We start from the raw sequence: 23,487 nt of genomic DNA, 5'->3' as shown, positions 1-23,487 counted from the left end.
ATGAAGCATGAAAGTGGTTTGCCATTTGCAATTGATAGATCTATCGGCAAAGATGAACAACAAAGTGTTGTATTTTACGGAGAACGATCCTTTATTCAAAGTGGTGAACTCAATGAGGTTCAGACCATTATCCGAGGGCGCCATGATCGCTTAGGACGTCTTGTGGCCAAAGAAGGTGACCGGGTTGAACGCGCTGATGCTTTTGTTGACAAAGATAGCCAAACTGTCACTTTGACGGATGGCAAGATTTATATCGCAGGGGATATTTTTCCAGTTTCAGAAGCCATTTTAGACAATGTTTCTATGGTTGGCCGTACGGAAATTGGCGTAAAACTTCAGAAGAGGTGGATTACGCACGAGGATGATCCAGGGCTTTTGGGGCAAATTCCAGGCACATTGGCTGAAGGTGAACCAGGAGCAGCACGGGAAGTCGCGAAACTTGTTTGGGCACTGAAAGACGATCAACAAGAAGGCACTTTCTTTCCGGTTTATGTTCTCCAGGATGGTGTCTTGATTGATCAAAAATCTCCCTCATTGCTTGAACCCGCCATACAAGCCATTGCGACCTATGACCGCGCGCATGGCCACTATATTGTGAGTGGCTGTCGCGTCACAGCACTAGGCAAAGATGGACACAATCAACTGTTCAGCATTCAAGAAGGGGAAGCCAATATTAACGGCTTTAAGCGCAAACGGCTTGCTGCTTTGAGATATGAAGAAGCAGAAGACTTTTCTGAAGGCCTGGTTCCCAGTGAAACCCATATCTTTTCAACGAAAGAAGACGAAGCGAACTTTACTTTTAAAACCTATTATTCTCCCATCGCGAATATTCATTCTCTTTTGCTCACAAAGGAAAAAACGGTCAATGTAACACGCGGTGCGCTTGCATCAGGACGTGATGGCGTCCCGGATAAAAGCATCACATCTTTCGTCAAAATTGTTCAAGGTAACAAAGAGTTTAAAGAAGGCATTGATTTTAAAAAAACAGGCGACACGATTGATTGGGCACCCGTCGGTGATGAACCGCTACCAGGCAGTATCTACACGGTTACTTATCGTTATCGCGCACAAATAACTGCCGATCAAGTGACGGACCAGGAGATTACCGTATCAGATGGTGCGCAGGGCGGTGACATTATTGTCAGTTATACCTATAAATTGCCGCGTATTGATCGCATAGGGCTGAATGCGCAAGGCAATGTGGTCTATATAAAAGGCATCTCAGCAGATCAGCCTATGGCGCCCAGCATTCCTGAAGATGTGTTATCCCTTGCAACGATTACAAATAATTGGAGGGACGTGCCTATTGTAAAAAATGATGGCACACGTGTTGCTCCCTATGATGAAATGTGGCGCTATTTTCAGCGTGTTCTTTCCCTTGATAGGCTCATGCAGTTAGAGAAGATTAAAAGCAACATCGATTCCAAAGAGCCTGTTGCCAAGAAAGGCATGTTTGCTGATCCTTTCCTCGACGATAATTATAGAGATGAAGGTTTTCCGCAAACAGCTGCTATAGGCAGTGGTGTTCTACAGCTCGCTATTGAGCCGACCTTTTACTACACTTCTTTACAGTTCCCTGTAACTCTTGATTGGGAAAATGAAGTCATCATCGCACAAGAGTTGACGACAGCTTGCGAAAAAATAAATCCTTATCAAAATTTTGCTTCTTTGCCGGGGACGCTGACCCTTACTCCAGCAACAGATTTTTGGCATGTGCAACGCACTGATTGGCTTTCCGGAACGACCAATCAACTGAACATAGGTCAGCATCATCGCGTTCGTTACATTGGTTTCTGGTCGACAGAAACAAAAGATGAATTGGTGAGTACGCACCAAGAGCAAACCGATTTCTTAAGGAGAATAGAGCTTAGCTTTAAAATTGAAGGCTTTGCCAAAGGAGAAGTTTTAGAAAGCCTCACCTTTGATGGTGTGGATGTTGCGCCAGAAAATAGCCTGATTGCGGATGCCAAAGGGGTCATGGAAGGCACATTTAAAATTCCTGAAAAAATCACCGCAGGAACAAAAAATGTTGTGGCACGGGGAAAAGGCGGGACGACCGCAACAGGTCTTTTTACTGGTCAAGGTGTGATTGATGTAAAAGTGATGCGGCGTACAACAACGGTGCATATATGGACAAAATCCGATCCTCAGGCGCAAGTCTTCACACCGGATGAAACACGACAAATAACAGGGGTAGATTTTCATCTTTGCAAAATCGGCAATCCTGCCAATGATTTGGTGATCGATTTAGTCTCCACAGAAAACGGCTATCCCACATCCGATATTCAAGCACAAACCTTATATTCTATGAAAGAAGCACAAACAGGTTGGGCGCAAGCACGCTATGATGTACCATTAATCGTTCCGGATGATCGCTTAACAGCTTTCGTCATTAAGACAGACGATGCTAACCATGCTGTTTCTTTAGCCAAACTTGGAGGCTTCGATGAACAAAATCAAAGATATGTTGCAAGCCATCCTTATGTGACAGGGCCGCGTTTTTCTTCTGTTAATGCGCGGACATGGACAGCTCATCAAGATGAGGCCTTGACATTTCGTATATTGGCCGCGCGCTATACACAAACAGAAAAAATTATCGATTTAGGCGAATTTGATCTCGTTGAATGCTCTGATCTGCAAGTCCGCGCAGCGATTGAATTGCCTTCAAGTGAGTGTTCTGTTGTGTTTGAAATTGAGCGTAACAACGGCACAATTTATCAACTTTTGCCATTTCAGTTGCTTAACCTTACTGAATATATCAGTGAAAAAATCCAACTGCGTGTTATTCTCAAAGGCACAGAGAAGCTCTCGCCTGTGCTCTTTGCTCCTGTCCAATTGGTTGCAGGAAGAATCCACAAAACAGCAACTTACATCACCCGCGCTTTTGCCTTTGGCGAAAAGTCGAGGCTCATCAGCTATATTAAAAGTTTTTTACCAGGAGGGGCCGCACTCACTATGGAGATCCAGCTGGATGACGGAGATTTTGCTCCTCTGAAATTAGATGAGACAGAACAACTCCCCGAGCCGCTTTGGATGGAACATAAATTTGTCAGTGAGGATAAAACAGCAAAACAAGTGCGCTTAAAACTCACGCTTACCGGTGGCCCCGCGGCACGATCCATGGTGTGTGATTTTGGCGCAAGCATCTTATAATTGGAGTAAAATAATGGAAAAAACAAAAAAGTTAAATATGGAACTACCAAAAGAAGGTCGTTTTATCAGTTCTGAATTTCCGATCTTGCGTGAAAATTTAGTAAAGATTGATCAGGCGATTGACGATATTGATGAAAAGGCGGATAGCAAAGCATCTTCACAGCATCTCCACGCGATGGAAGATGTCGTGGGACTTGAGACAGCTCTCAAGAATAAAATGGCAGCAGATAAGACTTTTTCATTTGCTGATTTAAGTGATGTAGAAGGCGCTAGGGATGCGGCGAATAATTATGTTTTATATAAATTAAATGATGATCATTTTACCTTTGGTAGCGCTATTTCACTCTTAGGAGAACATCAACACAAAGCAGAAGATATTATTGGGCTTAAGGATTCTTATCAGGAGCTCCACGATGAAATTGAGCGAGAAATAAAGGAAATTTTCCCCTCTGGATTCATTGCCACATTTGCCATGAAGACAGTGCCAAGCGGCTGGCTTTTATGCGATGGCGCAACTTATAAACGTACAGATTATCCGCGATTATTCAAGGCAATAGGGGATCAATGGGGAAAAGACAGTGATACAACCTTTAAAGTTCCTGATTTCAGAGGGGTGTTTTTACGTGGCTTTGATAATGGTCGTGGTCTAGATCAAGAGAGAGAATTTGCTAAATATCAGCCAGATAGCATAAGGTCGCACACGCATAATTGCACCATTGATGCAGCGGGCGGGCATGCACACAAATTTTGGTATAGTGAAGTTGATACAGGTGCTTCGGATATTGGTCAAAGGAATCCTCGTTATAAGAGGCAAACGGGATCACGTATGACAGAATCTGCTGGTGTGCATACGCACAGGGCAACCATTTCTTCAACAGGCGGAGCAGAAACGCGGCCTGTGAATGCGACAGTTATTTACGCCATAAAGGCATGAGATTTTCGGATAAATGCTTTTTGATGAATCTTGCTCAGGACGCATGGGTCTCAGGTTCATTTCTGCAATGTCTTTAATTTTTACAGTATCAATTACATCATATTGTTTCGATAGTAACATTTTTGTTGACAGTTGTCACTTATTACATTACATTCTACTTAAAATGAAGCCATTGAGTTGCTATGATCAAAACATTTAAAAATAAAGACTTGCAATCTCTTTGGGAGACAGGAAAGAGCAAGATTGATAGTAGGCTCCATAAGCGTATCATTCGCCGTCTTGATACTCTTGAAGCCGCTTCTCAAGTAAGCGACGTTAATATACCGGGCTATGATTTTCATATGCTTAGGGGATTTAATCCAGCTCGTTATACTATCCACGTCAATGGACCGTGGTGCATTACTTTTGAATTTATTGATGGTCATGCAATTCATGTTGATTTAGAGCAATATCATTAAGTTCTTCAGAAGGAGTTTTTACCTATGACTACACGCAATCCCGAACGTTGCCCTTCTCATCCAGGAGAGATTTTAGCTGAAGCTTTAGAAAATCTAGATATAAGTAAAACAGAAATTGCTCGAATTCTTCAAATATCACGCCAACATTTGCATGGCATTCTTAAGGGGGCACGTCCTGTTACAGCGGCTACAGCTGCACGTATCGGCAAACTTTTGGGCAATGGACCAGCTTTATGGTTACAGTTGCAGGCAAATTATGACACATGGCATGCATTACGAGATATTGATGTTTCTTCCATTCCAACATTAACGGTTGGTAGGGTGGACGCGCAAATAGAACGTAGCCGCTAGAAATTTGCTTATCAGAAGCAAATAATCATATCGGACGATAGCGCCGACTTTAGATATTTTCATCGCCATTCCAACTATCATCTAAAGCACAATCTAAATCATCTCATATATCCTTTGAGGCATCTGCATAGACGAGAGGTTCTATAGCGGAACGGGATTCTATTAACTCATTATATGAATCGGCGGGAAGTATAATGAGTTTTTCACCCCCCATTAATCTTAAAATCATCCAACCATTTTAAAGGAGCATAAAGCATGGCGACAGATTTTTTACACGGCGTTGAAGTCGTCGAGGTTGATGATGCCACGCGTCCCCTTCGCGCGGTTCAATCAGCGGTTATCGGCATTGTCGGCACAGCACCGGATGCAGACGAGCTAGCCTTTCCTCTCAACACACCGGTTTTGATATCAGGTTCTCTTTCACAAGCAGCCAAACTTGATAAAACAGGCAAGAGACGCGGCACTTTGCCCAATGCTCTTGACCTGATTTTCAAGCAAGTGGGAGCTGTTGTTGTTGTCGTACGGGTAAAGGAAGGCGACGATGAGAGCGCAACATTGACGAATATTCTGGGTGGTGTGGACGCAAATGGTTCTTATGAAGGCGTTCACGCTTTGATTGGAGCACAATCCCTTGTGGGGCAAACACCACGCATCCTGATCGCTCCAGGCTTTACCCATAAGCGTCCTCTTAGCATTAACAAGATTGATGTTACAAACCAAGGGAGTGGTTACACCCAGGCGACAGTTAAGATTGCCGGTGATATAGAAGCAGAAGCGATCCTTACGGATGGGAAAGTGACGTCTATCGTCATAAAGAAAAATAGCTTTGATTATCAAACTGCTCCAATTGTAACCATTGAAGGTGACGGGACTGGTGCTACCGCCAAGGCTGAAACCAGTATAACGTCTAATCCTGTGGCAGCAGAACTCATCGGTATTGCAGAACGTCTGCGTGCTATTGTGGTGATTGATGCACCAAACACGACAGATGAAGCAGCTCTTGCTGCGGCACAAGATTTTGATTCAAAACGTGTCATTCTCATTGATCCCTTTGTGAAGGTTAATCGAAATGGCAAAATCTTAGAAGAACCGGCGAGTGCAGCAGTTGCAGGTGTCATTGCCAAAACTGACGCTGCAAATGGTTTTTGGCATTCCCCTTCAAATAAAGTAATCAATGGGATTGTTGGTATAGCACGCCCGATTGATTTTTCTATCGGTGACAGCTCTAGCCGCGCCAATCTTCTTAACGAACAAAATATCACGACTATTATCCGGGAAAACGGTTATCGCCTATGGGGCAACCGCACACTTTCAAGTGACGCAAAATTTGCTTTTTTATCGGTGGTGAGAACTGCGGATATGATCAATGATGCCGTTTTACGCGGGCATCTATGGGCAGTCGATCGCAATATCAAAAAAACCTACATGAACGATGTGAGTGAAAGCGTCAATGCTTACTTACGCGATTTAAAAGCACAAGGCGCCATTCTTGGTGGGCATTGCGCTCCCGATCCAGAACTGAACACAGCTAGCGCTCTTGAAAGTGGCAAAGTCTATTTCAACGTGGAATTCACACCAACAACACCGGCAGAACATATCACATTCCGTTCACAAATCGTCAGTGATTATTTAGAGGAGATCTTTTAATGGCCGTACCCGTTTTACCAAGAGTTCTGAAATATTTTAATATTTATGTCGATGGCATTCCATATCAGGCCAAATGCGAAAGTGTAACCCCCCCGAATTTGAATTTTACCGTTGAAAGTTACCGAGGAGGCGGCATGGATGTGCCCATTGAGATTGATATGGGTCTCGAAGTTTTGACACTCGCCATGACCATTTCTGATTGCTCTCCAGAGCTTATGACGCAATTAGGACGTCCTGATGTAGACATCTCATTACGAGGTTCCGTGCAAGCGCAAGGTGCAGCAGCGGAAGGTGTTGTCATCACCATGAGAGGACTTTGCAAAGGTTTCGAAATGGCAGAATGGCAACCAGGAGGCAAAAATACATCTACGGCAACATTCGCATTGAATTACTTTAAATATGTCCAGAAAGACGTCGAAATTGTCGAGATAGACGCCATCAACATGGTGAGAAAATTCAATGGTGTTGATCAATTAGCAAAGCATAGAAAATTTTTAGGAATATAAAAATGGCATCACAATCAAGCGTTACGTATCAATTATTCATGCCTGTTGAATTTGAAGGAAAAGAACATAGTGAGATTACTTTGCGTCGTCCAAAAGCAAAGGATTTGCAAGCGATTGATAAGAAGGAAGGCGTAGAGCAAACGATTGCTATGATCACACGCCTTTCTGGGTGGCCTTATGAGGCTATCAGCGAACTCGATATCGATGACTTATCGGGCATTGGAGAAATTCTTGAATCTTTTATCAAACGGCGGGCATCCTCGACTGGGAAACCGCCGCAAAACTCATAGCCGATATCGCCATCGTTTTTCATTGGCCGCTTTCAGACATGATGGAAATGGAGCCAAAAGAGTTAATTTTTTGGCGTAATCTAGCAGCAGAAAGGCATAAAACAAAATGAGCAAAAAAGTTGCAGATGCAAAAGTAAAACTGTCTTTAGAAGACGGGCTCACTGCACCTATCAAGCGTCTTCAAAAGGAATTTGATGTCCTTTCAAAGAAGATATCGCATAAATTGGGTGTTCACCGTTTTTCTGCTGCGGTAAAAAATATGACCAAAAGTCTGCAAGGTGTTCAAGGTGCCCTCAGCACGGTGGCAAAACGTGCTTCGATTTTGTCCGGAGCTTTAGGGCTGGCTGGTGGTGGCCTTGTGGCAAGCTTAAGTGCCATTACCATGAAAACCATACATATGGGGGATAGCCTTCATCACGCGTCGCGGCACCTAGGTATGAGTGTCGCAGCGCTTCAATTATGGAGTGATGCTGCTGATCGTTCAGGATATTCCGGTGAACTCTTTCAGCAGTCCTTGGCAACTTTGAATAGGCGTTCTGCACAAGCTTTCTCTGGACAAAGAAGAGGTGTTATGGGGTTTAAGGCACTTGGCATTTCTGTCAAAAATGCCTCGGGACAGCTCAAATCAAACTCAGCCTTGTTGGAAGAAATTATTGACAAGATGAGTAAAATGAAAAATCAAGCACAAAGGCAACACATCGCAGCTCTACTATTTGGTGGTGATGGCAAAGAAATGGCTGCTATGCTCTCGCAAGGCATGGAGCCCTTCAAAGAACTATTCGCGAAGGCGCGCAAAGGAAAGTGGCTAATAGGTGCAGATGTCGCGCACTATGCAGCAGATTTAAGTGATAAGCTTGGGGCTTTTAAGAAAAAAATAGGTGGTGTCGCTAATTTCATTGGTTCACGTTTCATGCCCGTGCTCAATGACATGATTGATATCTTTTCAAAATTGATTGATGAAAACCGCGATCTCATTCAAACAACCGCTTCTGAATGGGCAAAAACCCTGAAGCAATTTATGCTGGATTTGCTTAATCCCGCTTCTGATTTGAGAAGGGGTATCAGCGATATCACGGAAAGCATTAAAGCCTGGTTTCGGTGGATGGAGCCACTGATCGGTGAAATAACACTCTTTAAGGTTGGTCTCGTTGCGCTTAGCGCTTTCATTGTGGGCCCGCTCATTGCGTCTTTAATTGTGGTTGGGGAAGCAGTCGTTTCGCTAGGTGTCGCTATTATGACCACCCCTATCGGTTGGATAATTGGGGGCATTGCATTGCTTGTGGGGGCTGGGTATCTGCTCTACAAAAACTGGGATAGGGTCGCAGGCTTTATAGGAAAATTATGGGATTCTTTTGTCGGCTTATGCAGTAACGTTTTTGATGAATTAATAACTCTCTTTAAAGATTTTTCACCACTCTATTGGATAGCCAAAAAAATCAACGCATTGGTTAAGTGGTTGCTGGAGCACAATTTAATCGAAGCAGGCTCTAATCTCATTGCGGGATTATGGGAAGGCATGAAAAGCAAATGGAATGCTCTGTGCAATTGGTTCAGCGATAGCGTTAACAAATTAACGAGTTGGATGCCCAATTGGATAAAAGAAAAGTTAGGTTTTAACGTCACGATCAATAAAACTTCAACGGAAACTCTGAAAACCTTCACCGATGAAACTAATGCGCGCGCAAAAAGAATGGTTGATAGGGCAGTTGTTACGAGCACTCCGTCTGGAAAAAGCGATAATGGTTTCCATCCAGGTGAAGTCAAAACAGAATACGGGGAGGCAACAAATGTAAAAGTTGGATCCTTTAAGGCTCCTGAACCTATTAGGGTCCATAGATCAGCAGAAATAGACGCTTCTATAACCATTACAAATTTAAATATTTCGGGGGGAAATGGTTCCACGGAAGAAATCCACGCGGCGGTTAACCGAGCATTTGAACGCCATGCTAAGCAACAACGCTTAGCTATAGCCTCCAGCCTTTCGGACTAAATACCATGATGCTGGCTTTAGGGTGTTTTATTTTTTCGATTGAAACAGCAGCCTATCAAACACTTGATATGTCTTACGAGGTCCCGTGGGTTGAGCAAGGGCGATTGGGACGAAAAACGGCACTTCAATTGCCTGCTGCTGCAAATGTGGAATTTTCTTTAACAGGCGTGATTTATCCAGATTTCAAAGGCGGTTATGGACAGCTAGAATATTTGCGGCACATGGCGCATGGGGGACCTCACATCCTGGTGACGGGTCAGGGCCTGATTTTAGGCAAATTTGTCATCCTTTCCGTGAGCGAAACGCAGAGCGTTTTTCATCAAAATGGCCTTCCCAAGAAACAAGAATTTACCGTGCATTTAAAAGAATATGGTGAAGATTAATGAGTGATCTTTATGTGACCAAAGAAGGCGATATGGTTGATGCCATTTGCTGGAAATATTATACCAAAGGTCAGCAAGCGCTTGCTGTTGAGCGCGTCTATGCGGCTAATTTTGGACTTGCAGAATATGGGCCAATCTTAGAAGCGGGCATCACTATCCTCTTACCTGTCCTGCCTTATCCCAAAGCGATGCCAGTGATCAGAATTTGGGGCAGCAGGCAATGAAACCTTTTTGCACGGTTACAGCAAATGGAGAAGACATCACAAGAAGCTTAATGAATTATGTGTTGTCGATTGAAATCACCGATGAGGCAGAGAACAAAAGTGATCGTATCACCATAGAGCTTGATGACCGTGTACGGGACAGTGATAACGGCTCGCTCGATATCCCTTTAATAGGGACAATCATTTCTGTGACACTTGGATATGAGGGTGGCAAAATACGCAATATGGGAGCCTATTTGATTGATGAGATATCTGTTAGTAGTCCACCACGAAATTTAAGTGTTACAGGACGCGCGGCATCCATGAACACGTCTTATAGGACGCCAAAAAGCCAATCTTATCACCAGCAAACATTAGGGAATATCATCCAGGAGATAGCACAGCGCAACGGCTATACGCCAAAAGTTGATCCTACTCTTGCAAAAATTGTTGTCCGTCACATAGACCAAACTGCTGAAAGCGATATGGCTTTTGCAGCGCGTCTTGCGGGGGAATATGATGCTGTCGCAAAGCCCGTTAATGGCAAACTTGTTCTCGCTAAACGTGGTGAAGGCAAAGCTATAACTGGTGAAACACTTCCTGTCGTGGTTATTCATGAAAAATTATGCACCTCTTGGGATTTTAAATATAGTGCGCGTGATGAAGCTGGTGCCGCAAATGGCTTAGAAACAGATGCCGGAGACGACCAAAAAGCCGCGGCGGATATACGAGAACCCGAAGAGATTGATGATGGTGGGGATTTCATTCACATGGATGAAAAGGACATGCCGGACCCACCTGAACCAGAAACGACAGTCAAAGAACCTGAAAAGCAAGAGGAAGAAAAAAAGGGCGGCGTTACCGCAACTTATCATGATATACGCAGTGGTGAAAAAAAGGAAGTCAAAGTTGGTAACCCGCCTTTTCATGAATTAAAATACACCTATCATAATCAATCAGAAGCGGTTGCAGCAATCGCCGCTTACCGCAATAAGTCATCACGAGGGAAGTCATCTTTTTCGTGCGATATTGGCGGTGATCCCTTTGTTCAAGCAGAAGCAAAACTTGTACAGGAGCCACCATTTCGGCCTTACATTCCTGCTGAGTGGTGTATAAAAAGTGTCAAACACAAACTCGATAGAACGGGCGGATATACAACGAGAATAGACTGCGAGCTTTTTGATAAAGCGCAGGAAGATGCTGCAGGAAATGTAGCAAATACGATGCCAGATAAGGATGATACTATCGACCCAAATGCTCCGCCAGATGCATCTTATGATGAAGGCGAGGGCGTCATTCACATGGAAGAAGGCGATATATGAGGGGGCATTCTAAAAATGAAAGTCCACTTTAATGGCTAAGCTACGGCAGGAGGTATTTATGCGAAAAATCAATAAAGACGGCATTGAAGCTCTCAAGAGGTGGGAAGGTTTACGGCTTGAATCCTACCAGGATATTGGAGGAGTTTGGACCATTGGTTACGGCCATACAGAGAATGTTAAAGCGGGGGAGACGATCACGGCTAAGCAAGCTGATGTGCTTTTAAAAAAGGATCTCATAGGCTTTGAGCGGGCTGTTCATGAAGCAGTCAAGGTGGACTTGAATGACAACCAGTTTGCCGCCCTTGTTTCCTTTGCGTTCAATATTGGTGTAGCTGCTTTCAAAGAATCTACCCTGGTTAAGAAGCTCAATCAAGGTGATTACGACTGTGTGCCCGGACAGCTCAATCGTTGGGTATATTGCTCTGGAAAAAGATCGCAAGGCTTAATCAATCGCCGTGCTGCGGAAATAGGTTTGTGGTCTAAGGGCTCCTTTATCGCATCACAATGTGTTGAGTGTGCAGAACCTGAACGTCAACGTTTCCATAAGACAGGTGAGGGGAAATCGGCCATCGTTGCGGGTTTAGGGCTTTTGGGATCTACATGTTCTGAGGCAGCTCACCAGCTAGAGCCTTTTATCGGTAATCTGGATATAATGCGCTATGCGTTTTTAGCCTTGACGCTTGCAGGTGTTGGGTTCGGATTGTGGGCCACGATGAAGCGCTTGAAGGAAGCATAATGGTGAAAAACTATCTGCTGATGATGGGTGCGGCATTAGCCGCTTTTTTTATGGCCTTCTTCAAGATCTTTAAGCTTGGACGGGAGAAAGAGCGGGATAGACAAAGCCAGGCTGATTTAAAGGCCGCGCAAATAAGACTGGAGGTTGATCATGAAATTGATCAAATGGACGATAATAGCGTGCGCTCTAATCTGCTTAAATGGGTGCGCGACAAATAGAGTGCCGTCTTCGTCTTGCATAGGGTGGTTTCCGATTTATTCAACATCAAGGGATGTGGCTGATATGAGCCTCTCCTTAGCCCGCCAAATCTTAAAGCATAACACCCAGGGAGCCAGGATTTGTGGGTGGAAATCTAGTGAAAAAATCTTTTAACTTATTGATTATTATTGCATTTTTGTGCGATAATAACGAACGTGTAAACGCACCCCTAAGGAAGATTATCCCATGCATAGACAAGAGCATTCTCTTGCAGAGAAGAAAGATAGTGATGAAACGTCAGAGCATGATATTTGGCTATTGAATGAAGAATACCAGTATTATGATTATATAGCCTCGGATAAAGCGCTTTCGTCAATTAGACTTCCTGATAATAGTCCTTTTTTTGAGCAAGACATAGACGAGAGGATGGAAGAGCTGTTACGAAGATTTAAAGGAAACGTGGAAGAAAATAATTTAAAAAGGCCTGATATAGCAATTTTAAACAAGGAAGGTGCTGCCGTCATCGTAGAGTTTAAGGCCCCCGGCGTTTCAATGGATAATCACGTTGCTGATTTAATGGAATATTCCCAATTATTGCTGGCAAAGTCTAACGGTAAGCTCCAGCAATTTTACGGCTATTTAATCGGCTCGACTTTGAACCCCAACCGATTATCGCATTGGATAAAATTTTCCGGCCGCAACGGTTATTTCAGCACAGCACAAATAAAAGAACCGGGCACTAATCACGTTGTTGGAGAATTGCGCTCGGAAATATTATTTTACGAAGATCTTATTTCTAAAACCTCATGAAGGATTGAAGTGTATAAAGATAAATTAAGCTTAATGAGCACGGCAGCTCTCCTCAAATTTGAGAGCACTTTCCTCAAAATACTTATTGACAAATATTTTCTAGTGTGATTCCTTAAGAGAAGGTGCGTAAGAAACACCGTAGCAACAAGCGGGTGAGTTCCGATAAACTTTCTTCCGCGATGATTTTGACTCTTTGCGCGCTTTCGTGCATTAATAGTCTTGTCGGGTGTGGTTACGCCATACAATACCCTTATGGGGAAAGCGTAACGACGGGCTTGTTGCCGTGTTTCTTAGCACCCGGCAACCTTTCGAGGTGCCTCAATAAGAAACTATATTAAACAACAAGGAGGCCTATTATGGCTAATCTCATTACAATATCAGAGCAAACGCTTGGGCAGGAGACTGTTCAAACGGTAAATGCGCGTGATCTGCATGCGTTCTTGGAAGTGAGTTCCAATTTTAGAGATTGGATTAAAAACCGCATTCATGAATATAATTTTAAAGAAAATCAAGACTTTATCAGTTTCGCTAAAATTTTAGCGAAACCTTCAGGAGGCCGTCCGAGCGTGGAATATCACCTCGCACTAAATATGGCAAAAGAGCTATCCATGGTTGAACGCAACAAGAAGGGCAAGTAAGCATCGCTTCTCGGCGTTTTTACGCACTCACAAATTTCTCAAAACACTTATTGACAATTTTTTTTAAACATGTTTTTTTGAAGACAAGTGCTTCAAAAACACTTTAAGTTCACAGCGGGTGAGTTCCGATAAACTTTCTTCCGCGATGATTTTGACTCTGTGCGCAGTTTCGTGCATTAGTAGTCTTTGTCGGGTGTGGTTACGCCATACAATACCCTTATGGGAAAAGCGTAACGACGGACTGTGAACCGTGTTTTTGAGCGCCCGACAGCCTTCTAGGTTGTCTTCATCAAAAACATTTAACTTCACAGGAGTACACGATGACTCTCATTACAATTAATGAAAAACAAATTGGGCAGGAGACTGTTCAAACGGTAAATGCGCGCGACTTACACGCATTTTTAGGGGTAACAAGCCGCTTTAATGATTGGATTAAAAACCGCATTAATGACTTTGGATTCGTTGAAAACCGGGACTTTGTAACGCTTACTAAAAATTTAGTAAGCGGTGGAAAACAGAAGGAATATCACCTCTCACTAAATATGGCGAAAGAGTTATCCATGGTTGAACGCAACAAGAAGGGCAGGCAAGCACGACAATACTTCATTGAGTGTGAACGTCGGGCCACGGCTCCTACAAATGTCCAGGAGATTTTAAACGACCCAAACCATCTAAAGACTTTGCTCTTGAATAATGTTGAAAAAGTTATTGCCTTGGAAAGCAAGGTTAAAGAGCAAGAGCCCAAGGTTGCAGCCTATGAGCACTTAACCAGGGCAGATGGTACCATGTGTATCACTAATGCTGCTAAAGCCTTAGAGATGAGACCGAGAGATCTATTCGCCTATCTGTCGCAGAATAAATGGATCTACAGGCGCATGGGGAATACTGCCTATATCCCTTACCAGGAGAAGATACAGTCAGGCCTCATGGATTGTCCTACGAAAGTTATTAGCCGTGGTGACGGAAGTGAGAAGATCGCTGTTCAGGCACGTGTTACTTCAAAGGGGCTGGCACGTTTATCGGAGATTCTTTCGGGAAATTCAACGCTGAGGGAGGCCGTATGATGAGTAAAAAGAGAATAGATGAACTCTTTACTTTGTGCGAATATTTAGATGAATGTCGCAAAGTTGCCCGCCTATACGATGATTTGTTTGTTGATATCCAAAAAGCTATGAACAACGTCGTAACTAAAATGAGGGGAGTTGTTAGTGAAGATTCGCCTGCTGATGATTTAATGAAACTCCTTTTTGCAGATACGACCTATGGCAATGGTGAATTGATATCGCGTTGTTACCCTATTTTAGAGAGCTTACAGCTTGAGAAGAGCGTACAGATCAAGAAGTGCGCATAAGTTCATAATCAATTATATCAACACCGGCCCCCATTTGGGGGCATCTATTTAAACCGGCTTTTATGAAATGAACCCGAACGGGACGAATTCACTAAAAACACCCCCATTTTTGATAAAATAGTACCGAACGGGTTCATTTTAAAATCACGAGTAAATGCCTCTTCTCAACCCGTCAAATCTTAAAACATAATACCCACAGAGCCAGGATTTGTGGGTGGAAATCTAGTGGGAAAAATCTTTTAACTTATTGATTATTATTGCATTTTTGTGCGATAATAACGAACATGCAAACGTGCCCCTAAGGAAGATTATTTCATGCACAGACCGGACCATTCTGTTGCAGAGAAGTTTGAATCAATCTCTGCTCGAAACGAGGATTATTGGGATTTTAAAGGGAGGCGGTCGCGGCGTGAGCATTGTCATGCTCTCATGGCTTATCCTGCTATGATGGTCCCGCAAATGCAGGCGGAATTGATTGATCTTCTGCTGCAGGTAAATCCCAAAATCGAAACAATCTATGATCCCTTTGTCGGTTCAGGTACGGTTTTGGCAGAGGCCCTTTTGAGAGGAAAGAATTTTATCGGGACAGATGTAAATCCCCTGGCTATTCTTTGTTGCAAATCTAAAGCGGACTTTTTTGATCAAAGTAAGATCGAGAAGATCATTCAAGATATTGAGCAAAATTTGCAGAAAGAAAATGTGTCATTTGATCTATGCTGCTTTAAGGGAGCGGACAAATGGTTTGATGAAGATGCCCTCAAGGCCTTATCAAAAATACGCCATTTCATAAATCAACAAGAGTTAGTCTGGTGCAGGCGGTTTTTATGGATTGCCATGGTGGATATTATTCGCAAATATAGTAATACCCGCCTTTCTACCTACAAGCTTCATATCCGAAAAGACAAATCGCTTTACACAGCCGAGGATATTTTTCGTGATTTTATTAAAAAATGCACTCTCAATATTAAGCTTAAAGTAAAATTTTGGAGTGAGCTGAGCGAGAATGGATATGTAAAACAAGATGAGCTATCACTGAAAAATGAATTATATATCCAGGATGTGCGTCATTTACCTGAGACTGTTAAAGCGGATTTGGTTATTACATCTCCACCTTACGGGGACAATGCAACGACCATCACCTATGGGCAATATTCCTATTTACCGCTACAGTTTATAAATTTAGAGGATATAGGTGCGTCCTTTGATGACAATTTGATTTGCTCTCAATCGGCGATAGATAGCGTGAGTTTGGGAGGTAAATTAGGGGAGTGGGATTTACGCCGCTTTTGGGTAGAAGAACAATCACCTAGTCTTAAAAAAATCACCACCTTGCTTATTCAGAAAGCCAAAAGGGGAGAGCGGAAGCTTATTATGTTCGCTTATGATTTATTTTTATCCTTACAAAGGATTGTAAAGACGCTTAGTCATGGTGGATTCATGATGTTTACTCTTGGGAATAGATCTATCAGTTCGGTCAGCATCCCCCTGGATAAGATTGTAAAAGAGTTTTTGGAAAGACTAGGTTTAAGGAAAGTCCATCTTCTAGAAAGAAACATTCCAAGCAAACGTATGCCTGGTTCAATGAAGAACGAATATGTCCTCATTATGCAAAAAACCTAATTGAGTCATCAGCTCTCCCCAAATTTGACGAGGCCTATTTAAACGGCCTTTTTATGAAATGAGCACGAGTTGAAAGTTAATGGACGAGACAGTTCAAAGATTAGGAAGCCTTGTTCGGCAAACACGAAAAATGCAAGGGCTAACGCAAAAGCAACTGGCGGGTGTAAGTGGTGTTGGGGTGCGTTTTATTCGCGAATTAGAACAAGGGAAAGAATCTTGCCATATCGGTAAAGTTTTAGTGATTATTCAGATGCTGGGCCTCACGGTTCAAGTCGATGATGAGATATTGTGAGGCACAAATTAGATGTTTATAGCTGTCGGCCCAATTTTGAGCAGACAGAGGTTTTCCGGGAAATCCGTACAATTTTGATCGAGCACGGCAGCTCTCCCCAAATTTGGGGTGAATGATTTAGGCGGCCTTTCCTTTGGCCTCTTCAACCATACCGTTAATAATGGCGTTCATCAAAAGCAGCATGTAAAAAATGTTGAGCACGGCACTTCCAAATAGGCCGGAGCTTAACAATAGATTCAAGTCCAGTGCTGTATTTGTTAAAGGTACAGTTAACGGGGGAATCTTCGTGTTTAATACGCCACTAGTATCTTTGGTTGCGAATGCCGTAAAAAGAATAATCGATGTAATAGAAAAAATGGACAAACGGCCACTGGTAAGCAAATAAGATTTTAGAATATATGTGCCGCGTTTCTGCAACTTTTTATCTACGTACTTATGCACGCTTTTGAGGTAGGATGAATTATATAAAATGGCGATCGAGATCATGTAGAAGATGAGTGTGGTAAAGAAGAACATCATAAGAGTTTGTACTGTTATATCAGTCATCTGTGCCTTAAGGAGAAAAGCTGCAAAAGCGGAAGCTAGCAGGATGAAACGGGAAATAATTTTATGAATTTTCTTCATCAAGATCTCCAATCTATTTTATGTGAAATTTCTTAAGCTAGAATATCGCGCTAGTAACGTTTAATAATAAAACTAACTGACGGATAAATTTATAATTAATTATATCAACACCGGCCTCCATTTTGGGGGCTTTTTTTATGAGGTGATGCATGGAAGAGAAGGAGAGAATCACTCGCGAAAAAGATATCCAAAAGCTCAATGAAAAAGAGTTCAGGCTCTTACTTGATTTTTTAGGTCATTACGAAAAATTCAAGCTGCTTACGTGGATGTTAAAATGGATTATATTATGTCTTCTAGCATTCACGCTTGGGATATCACAGTTCATTGATGCAATTGATAACTGCCTCACTCATATCAAAAGATGGCTTCTGAAACTTTGATCCTATCACTTCCTGAAAAAGGGCACAACAAAACCCGTGACGTGTTTCCACATCTTAAAAAAAGGTACAAAAAGGTCTCCAAAAGGCCTTAAAAAAGCGCTTTGGTGCCCAGAAGAGGACTCGAACCTCCACACCTCGCGGTACAGGTACCTGAAACCTGCGCGTCTACCAATTCCGCCATCTGGGCAGCGAAATTCATCTAAGCTTGAGAAATAACCCTGTCAATGCAATTATAAAAATTCATTAGGTAACCGCAAATTATCCAAGAATTTTTGCAATCACCGCAGCTATCATAATTTAAGGTGCAATCATTTTCTTAGATAAAATTGTAGAATCTGCGTTAAATCGGTAAATAATAGGAACGCCGGTTGGCAATTCTCGCGACACGATTTCTTCACCGCTTAGACCCTCAAGAGCCATGATAAGAGCACGAAGAGAATTGCCGTGTGCGGTAACCAAAACAGTCTGAGAGCGTAAAATATGCGGTTGGATATGGTAAAGGTAATAAGGCAAAACGCGAGCGCCAGTATCGCGCAGGCTTTCTCCGTTAGGAGGAGCGACGGTATAAGAGCGGCGCCATATATGTACTTGTTCTGGCCCCCATTGTCGGCGCGCTTCGTCTTTATCTAAGCCGGATAAATCACCATAATTGCGTTCATTTAACGCTGGGCTTTTTATCAATCGCAGATCTGGTTGCTTCATCTCTGCTAAAATATGCTGAGCTGTTTTTTGTGCACGCTGCAGGGCAGAGGTATAAACAACGTCAAATTTCAAGCCGGCGGCTTTTAAATTTTTTCCCGCGGTTATCGCTTCTAAATGACCCTTTTCTGTTAAATCTGGATCTTTCCAACCAGTAAAGAGATTTTTAAGATTCCATTCACTTTGCCCGTGGCGAATTAATACAAGCGTGCGTCCCATTGCGAACTTTCTACGACAGCCTCTAACTATTTATAATTAATCATTTAGTCCTAAAACATCGAGCATTGAATAAAGACCATTTTTACGTTTTTGTGCCCACAAAGCGGCCTTTATCGCGCCATTAGCAAAAATAGAGCGTTCTTGAGCCGCGTGTGAAAGAATAATGCGCTCATTTTGACCTGCAAAAATAACACTGTGGTCGCCGACGACTGTTCCGCCTCGTGAGCAAGCAAAACCGATGCTGCCTTTTTCACGTTTGCCTGTGCAATTACTCCGATCACTGACACTAACGTCTTTAAGCGCAACATTGCGGCCTTCGGCCGCCGCATTCCCTAAAAGAAGGGCTGTCCCAGAGGGAGAATCAACTTTGCCGGAATGGTGCATTTCGTAAATTTCAATGTCAAAATCATCAGATTTTAATGTTTTGGCCACTTTTGTAACAAGATTGGCCAAAAGATTAATCCCAAGACTCATATTTCCAGATTTGACAATGGCTGTATGCTTTGCAAAATCCGCAATTTGTGCGTCTTCTTTTTCGCTAAATCCGGTTGTTCCGATAATGTGAACAATTCCTTTTTGGGCAGCATAACGCGCGTAGGCAACACTGGCTTGTGGCCCAGAAAAATCTAAAACGCCCTCTGTGTTAGAAAAGGCCTCTTCCACGTCATCGGTGATACGAATTCCGAGACAGTCCGGGCCGATTAACGCACTAACGTCTTTTCCTACAAACGGGGAACCTTTGCGCACAAGAGCGGCGCCGAGCTCTGCACCTTTTTTATTCTGGAGAGCCGTAAGCAGCCCGCGCCCCATCTTCCCGTTCGCACCGACAACTGTGAGGCGCATATTTCCCTCCTTGTGATACTCTGTCCTTATTATAGGTAAATTTTCTTCTTCTTTCCAATTGTTCTTTTCCTATTAATGAAAAAACTTTTTGCGTGTTTACTTATGTTAGCGGTTGGTTGGTTTATTAAAATCCATGTAAAAAAATATTTGCTGCCATTACAGCATATATAGCGAAAAAGTAAGGCAATGAGCCGTCGGAAAACACACTTCGTAAGCGGGATAGCGTTCCCATACTTCGTCATGCAGCCCACAAGCCCTCGTTTATGACAGAGGCACATCATCTCCGAGATTGACTATGCTTTCGGTTTCGTGGTGCACGAATTGCCTGATAATATCCGTAATACGACTCCAACCCAATTAAAAACTCCCCCGTTTTTATAATATGATAGGTGTGACTTTTTCGTGACTTAATAAAAAGATTTTGGGTAGAATTGTGTGGTATTTGCTCGTGTATAACAGTCAAGGATATTATATAAACAATGAAATTTTGTACATCCCCTTTTGAATAACAAAAAGCCCGATCTCTCCGGCTTAAAAATCAAGATCTGCGTAATGAGGGCTGGGCACAATTCCTCGGATCCTGTCCATTAGAAGGGGGCGGAAAGAAGGACGCGATTTAATTCGCATATACCATTCCTGGGCAGCAGAGTATTGTTCCCAATCGATTTCACCTAGAAAATCGAGCACAGAAATAGAAGCTGCTGCCGCCAAATCAGCGTAAGACAGTTCAGCACCGATCAGCCAATCACGAGAAGCACAGAGCCAATTCAGATAATTCATATGCGGTGGGATATTGGCACGGGCACTGCGTAAAATTTGCGAATTGGGAGCTCCACCACCAATAGTTAATGGCATTTCACGTTTATAGATTCGTTCCCGTACGATATGATGTGTAGCTTCATTTTCAAATTTATGCAAAAACCAGTCATTGAGGCGGCGTACTTCAGCGCGATCTAAAGGGTTGTTTGGGAAAAAATTTTTCTCCTGCCGCAAACTCCCACGTGTTTCGTCTAAATATTCATAGATAACGATAGCACCCGATAACGGAACTTCCTGTTCAGCAAGAAGAACGGGCAGATGCCCAGCAGGATTAAGCGCGAGAAATTCGTGTCTCTTTGCCCATTCATGTTCTTCAATAAGATTAGTGGCTACACCGTACTCTTCAAGAATTAGGCGTATAAAACGCGAAGGAGAAGATAGAGGATAGTGAAACAGTGTTAACATAGTCTACTCAATCAGATAGAGGAAATAGATTTTGGAGGTAACGAAAATTTTATAAAAGCTCTTTGCCGGAAGAATGAGATCATTAAAAATTGCCAATACTCAGGTTCAACAACATGTTAACAAGTAATATTTACCGCGCGATAGCTCCCAAAATAGCAGAACGCAATTCTTCTAAGCCTAAAGCTTTTTCTGAAGAAGTCACTAAAAGCTCCGGATAAGCCGCGGGACGCTTAAGAAACTTCGTTTTTGTGGTTATTATAAGGTTCTCGAGAACACTAGATTTAATTTTATCACTTTTGGTGAAAATAATTTGGTACGAAACTGCTGCTTTATCAAGAAGGTCAAGTACATCTATGTCATTTTTTTTAATTCCATGACGTGAATCAATTAAAACATAAACACGTTTAAGTGTTGTACGACCTTGCAAATAATTAAAAATCAGATGTGTCCACGCATCAACGAGGTTTTTGGGGGCTTCTGCAAAACCGTAACCTGGCATATCTACGAGCGCCAGGGGAGGGAGGTCTCCTGGTTGGCCGCTGAAGCCGTCAGGTACAAAATAATTGAGTTGCTGAGTGCGTCCTGGTGTATTCGAGGTGCGCGCTAAGCCTTTTTGTTGGACAAGCGCATTGATTAAAGAAGATTTCCCAACATTGGAACGTCCTGCAAAAGCGATTTCTGGCGGGCCTTCGGGCGGGAGGAAGTGCACTGCGGGTACACCACGGATAAAAACCCAATTACGGGGAAAAAATCCGGAAGAGATAAGACATTTCGTCATTTGTGTGTTTCTTTTTTCGATCCTCTTTTCACAATAGCTCTGAGATTATTCAGAAGCTCAATTTTCACACCCTGACGCTTCATCATGATGCTTTGTTGAATAATTGATAATGTATTGTTCCACGCCCAATAAATAACGAGACCAGCAGGAAATGACGCTAGCATAAAGGTAAAGACAACTGGCATCCAAGTAAAGATCATAGCCTGCGTTGGATCTGCGGGCGATGGATTCATCTGCATCTGTAAGAACATCGTTATCCCCATGATTAAAGGCCATACACCGAGGACAAGAAACGTTGGCACTGCGTAGGGCAATAAGCCAAATAAGTTAAAAATGGAAGTTGGGTCCGGGGCTGCTAAGTCCTGAATCCAACCAAAAAAAGGCGCATGCCGCATTTCAATGGTGATATAAAGGACTTTGTAAAGGGCAAAAAATATTGGGAATTGAATCAGTATCGGCCAGCACCCCGCGAGAGGATTAATGTTTTGCGTCTTATACAATTCTATTATGGCTTGTTGTTGTTTAACACGGTCATCTGCGTACTTTTCTTTGATTTCTGACATCATTGGTTGCACTAATTTCATCCGTGCCATAGATTTATAAGATTTATTAGCGAGCGGGAACAGGAGGGTTTTTAAGAGCACCGTGACGAGGAGGATAGCAATGCCAAAATTGCCCGTTTGTTTATAAAGAATGTCAATAAGGGCAAACATCGGTTTCGTAATAAAGTCGAACCAACCCCAATCAATTAAAAGGCCGAACTTATTAATATTTAACTGATCTTGGTAACTATTAATAATTTCAACCTGCTTTGCGCCAGCAAAGAGATGGTTTGTGATAGTTTTTGTTTCGTGGGGAGCAATTGTCAAGAGCGCACCAAGCAAGTCGGATTGATAATGCGTATTCAACTGATCAAAATAAATAAAACGGCTTGTGTATTCTTCATCTTGTGGAGGGACAATAGCTACAGCCCAATATTTATCGGTAATACCAATCCATCCTCCTGTGGCCTTAGAAAAGATTACGCTTTTTTGTCCATTGTCTGGGTTAGGGCTGAGCTCTGCTAAGGCTTTGTATTTTTCAGTTTTAAGCGAATCACCCACAACACCGATCATACCTTCGTGGAGCAAATAAGTTGCATTTGCGTGTTCCGGCGGGGCAGCACGCGCGACTCGTGCATAGGGCGAGAGATGAATAGAGCTATCGCTTTCATTTCTGATAGAATCCTCAATAGTAAACATGTAATGATCGTCGACAGAAAGGGTCCGGCGGAAAATTTGTCCTTGTCCGTTATTGTAAACCAAAACAACTGGTGTTGAAGGTGTTAGCGTCGCATTATTCCCTTCTAATTGCCATTGCGTGTCAGACTGTGGCAAGGTTTTTGCAGCCAAAGACGAGCTTGTGAAACCAAATTCGGCAAGATAAGTCGTGGTAAAACCATTGGGATTCAATAAAGCAATTTTAGGCGATTTTTTGTCAACTGTCAGATGATATTTTTTGAGCAAAAGGTCATCAAATTGTGCGCCAATAAGATTGATAGAGCCTTCAAGTTCGCTGGTTTTAATTGCAATACGGTTTGTCTTAGCTAACTCCGCGCTACGGATTTCAGGTGTCATTGGACGATCAGCTACAGGTTGCGCCGCACTTTCTGGCGCAGCTTTGGAAGAAGGTGCGCCAGTGACGGGCGATGCTGAATTTTGTTTTGATAATTCCTGTGCGATCATTCGCGTCTGCTGCAACTTTGCTTGGTAGGGAGCAACATAAAGAAAATGCCACGCAGCGAAAACAACAAAAGACAGCCCAATAGCGATGAAAAAGTTGCGGTTATATTCCATTCG

The 23,487-nt window shown here is 42.8% G+C and carries 25 protein-coding genes, 1 tRNA gene and 1 pseudogene; 20 read left to right on the top strand and 7 right to left on the bottom strand.

Annotated elements, in window-relative coordinates:
• From BANH1_RS05110 to BANH1_RS05020, 20 genes and pseudogenes are all read left to right on the top strand, one after another.
• Positions 1-3,153, top strand: a complete 3,153-nt coding sequence (locus BANH1_RS05110) for a DUF4815 domain-containing protein (protein WP_015398329.1) — start codon at positions 1-3, stop codon at positions 3,151-3,153.
• Positions 3,154-3,166: 13 nt separating this feature from the next.
• On the top strand, positions 3,167-4,087 hold the full coding sequence (locus tag BANH1_RS07230; protein ID WP_015398328.1) for a Bgr_08870 family protein: 921 nt from the start codon (positions 3,167-3,169) through the stop codon (positions 4,085-4,087).
• A gap of 182 nt (positions 4,088-4,269) precedes the next feature.
• The gene (locus BANH1_RS05100; protein WP_015398327.1) at positions 4,270-4,545 is read left to right on the top strand and encodes a type II toxin-antitoxin system RelE/ParE family toxin; all 276 of its coding nucleotides are present in this window, start codon (positions 4,270-4,272) and stop codon (positions 4,543-4,545) included.
• A gap of 24 nt (positions 4,546-4,569) precedes the next feature.
• Complete coding sequence (locus tag BANH1_RS05095) at positions 4,570-4,896, top strand: HigA family addiction module antitoxin (protein ID WP_015398326.1); 327 nt, start codon at positions 4,570-4,572, stop codon at positions 4,894-4,896.
• 255 nt (positions 4,897-5,151) lie between these two features.
• On the top strand, positions 5,152-6,543 hold the full coding sequence (locus tag BANH1_RS05090; protein WP_015398325.1) for a phage tail sheath subtilisin-like domain-containing protein: 1,392 nt from the start codon (positions 5,152-5,154) through the stop codon (positions 6,541-6,543).
• Positions 6,543-7,049, top strand: coding sequence for a phage major tail tube protein (locus tag BANH1_RS05085; protein WP_015398324.1), 507 nt, complete (start codon positions 6,543-6,545; stop codon positions 7,047-7,049). Before BANH1_RS05090 ends, BANH1_RS05085 begins: the two co-directional genes overlap by 1 nt.
• 2 nt (positions 7,050-7,051) lie before the next feature.
• The gene (locus BANH1_RS05080; RefSeq protein ID WP_015397643.1) at positions 7,052-7,339 is read left to right on the top strand and encodes a phage tail assembly protein; all 288 of its coding nucleotides are present in this window, start codon (positions 7,052-7,054) and stop codon (positions 7,337-7,339) included.
• A 38-nt stretch (positions 7,340-7,377) separates the two neighbouring features.
• The gene (locus tag BANH1_RS07550; protein ID WP_083878138.1) at positions 7,378-7,449 is read left to right on the top strand and encodes a hypothetical protein; all 72 of its coding nucleotides are present in this window, start codon (positions 7,378-7,380) and stop codon (positions 7,447-7,449) included.
• Entirely contained in the window at positions 7,446-9,329 is a 1,884-nt protein-coding gene (locus tag BANH1_RS05075) for a phage tail tape measure protein (protein ID WP_015398323.1), read from the top strand. The genes BANH1_RS07550 and BANH1_RS05075 overlap by 4 nt, the downstream gene beginning before the upstream one ends.
• A 5-nt stretch (positions 9,330-9,334) precedes the next feature.
• Positions 9,335-9,712, top strand: a complete 378-nt coding sequence (locus tag BANH1_RS05070; protein ID WP_015397645.1) for a phage tail protein — start codon at positions 9,335-9,337, stop codon at positions 9,710-9,712.
• Positions 9,712-9,936: a tail protein X gene (locus BANH1_RS05065; protein WP_015397646.1), complete on the top strand. Its 225-nt coding sequence runs from the start codon at positions 9,712-9,714 to the stop codon at positions 9,934-9,936. The genes BANH1_RS05070 and BANH1_RS05065 overlap by 1 nt, the downstream gene beginning before the upstream one ends.
• Positions 9,933-11,237 (top strand): phage late control D family protein, encoded by a 1,305-nt coding sequence (locus BANH1_RS05060; RefSeq protein WP_015398322.1) that lies wholly within the window; start codon positions 9,933-9,935, stop codon positions 11,235-11,237. The genes BANH1_RS05065 and BANH1_RS05060 overlap by 4 nt, the downstream gene beginning before the upstream one ends.
• A 58-nt stretch (positions 11,238-11,295) precedes the next feature.
• Positions 11,296-11,973 carry a lysozyme gene (locus BANH1_RS05055; RefSeq protein WP_015398321.1) on the top strand — a complete coding sequence of 226 codons (678 nt, stop codon included), beginning with the start codon at positions 11,296-11,298 and terminating at the stop codon, positions 11,971-11,973.
• Positions 11,973-12,191 (top strand): hypothetical protein, encoded by a 219-nt coding sequence (locus BANH1_RS05050; protein WP_015398320.1) that lies wholly within the window; start codon positions 11,973-11,975, stop codon positions 12,189-12,191. The genes BANH1_RS05055 and BANH1_RS05050 overlap by 1 nt, the downstream gene beginning before the upstream one ends.
• 226 nt (positions 12,192-12,417) lie before the next feature.
• The gene (locus tag BANH1_RS05045; protein WP_015398319.1) at positions 12,418-12,981 is read left to right on the top strand and encodes a hypothetical protein; all 564 of its coding nucleotides are present in this window, start codon (positions 12,418-12,420) and stop codon (positions 12,979-12,981) included.
• A gap of 356 nt (positions 12,982-13,337) precedes the next feature.
• Positions 13,338-13,616: pseudogene (locus BANH1_RS05040) on the top strand (antA/AntB antirepressor family protein); the annotation flags it as partial.
• 323 nt (positions 13,617-13,939) lie between these two features.
• The gene (locus BANH1_RS05035) at positions 13,940-14,683 is read left to right on the top strand and encodes a phage antirepressor Ant (protein WP_015398318.1); all 744 of its coding nucleotides are present in this window, start codon (positions 13,940-13,942) and stop codon (positions 14,681-14,683) included.
• Entirely contained in the window at positions 14,680-14,970 is a 291-nt protein-coding gene (locus BANH1_RS05030; protein ID WP_144050545.1) for a hypothetical protein, read from the top strand. The genes BANH1_RS05035 and BANH1_RS05030 overlap by 4 nt, the downstream gene beginning before the upstream one ends.
• A gap of 315 nt (positions 14,971-15,285) precedes the next feature.
• Positions 15,286-16,590, top strand: coding sequence for a class I SAM-dependent methyltransferase (locus tag BANH1_RS05025; protein ID WP_015398317.1), 1,305 nt, complete (start codon positions 15,286-15,288; stop codon positions 16,588-16,590).
• A gap of 79 nt (positions 16,591-16,669) precedes the next feature.
• Entirely contained in the window at positions 16,670-16,882 is a 213-nt protein-coding gene (locus BANH1_RS05020) for a type II toxin-antitoxin system Y4mF family antitoxin (RefSeq protein WP_015398316.1), read from the top strand.
• A gap of 117 nt (positions 16,883-16,999) precedes the next feature.
• On the opposite strand, the gene BANH1_RS05015 is transcribed toward BANH1_RS05020, so the two are convergent.
• The 7 genes from BANH1_RS05015 to yidC form a co-directional block, all read right to left on the bottom strand.
• Complete coding sequence (locus BANH1_RS05015) at positions 17,000-17,506, bottom strand: hypothetical protein (protein ID WP_015398315.1); 507 nt, start codon at positions 17,504-17,506, stop codon at positions 17,000-17,002.
• A 482-nt stretch (positions 17,507-17,988) separates the two neighbouring features.
• Positions 17,989-18,073 (bottom strand) — tRNA-Leu (locus BANH1_RS05005).
• Between the two features lie 110 nt (positions 18,074-18,183).
• Positions 18,184-18,804 (bottom strand): 2,3-bisphosphoglycerate-dependent phosphoglycerate mutase, encoded by a 621-nt coding sequence (locus BANH1_RS05000; protein ID WP_015398313.1) that lies wholly within the window; start codon positions 18,802-18,804, stop codon positions 18,184-18,186.
• Between the two features lie 36 nt (positions 18,805-18,840).
• Positions 18,841-19,647 carry a 4-hydroxy-tetrahydrodipicolinate reductase gene (dapB, locus tag BANH1_RS04995; RefSeq protein ID WP_015398312.1) on the bottom strand — a complete coding sequence of 269 codons (807 nt, stop codon included), beginning with the start codon at positions 19,645-19,647 and terminating at the stop codon, positions 18,841-18,843.
• Positions 19,648-20,178: 531 nt separating this feature from the next.
• Positions 20,179-20,871 carry a glutathione S-transferase family protein gene (locus tag BANH1_RS04990; protein WP_015398311.1) on the bottom strand — a complete coding sequence of 231 codons (693 nt, stop codon included), beginning with the start codon at positions 20,869-20,871 and terminating at the stop codon, positions 20,179-20,181.
• A 130-nt stretch (positions 20,872-21,001) separates the two neighbouring features.
• Positions 21,002-21,649 carry a ribosome biogenesis GTP-binding protein YihA/YsxC gene (yihA, locus tag BANH1_RS04985; protein WP_015398310.1) on the bottom strand — a complete coding sequence of 216 codons (648 nt, stop codon included), beginning with the start codon at positions 21,647-21,649 and terminating at the stop codon, positions 21,002-21,004.
• Positions 21,646-23,484: a membrane protein insertase YidC gene (yidC, locus tag BANH1_RS04980; RefSeq protein WP_015398309.1), complete on the bottom strand. Its 1,839-nt coding sequence runs from the start codon at positions 23,482-23,484 to the stop codon at positions 21,646-21,648. Before yidC ends, yihA begins: the two co-directional genes overlap by 4 nt.
• Between the last annotated feature and the right edge of the window lie 3 nt (positions 23,485-23,487).

The organism is Bartonella australis AUST/NH1 (genome assembly GCF_000341355.1).
Taxonomy (GTDB): domain Bacteria; phylum Pseudomonadota; class Alphaproteobacteria; order Rhizobiales; family Rhizobiaceae; genus Bartonella; species Bartonella australis.
Note: the sequence above shows the minus strand (reverse complement) of the source record. Positions and strands in the feature narration are given on the sequence as shown.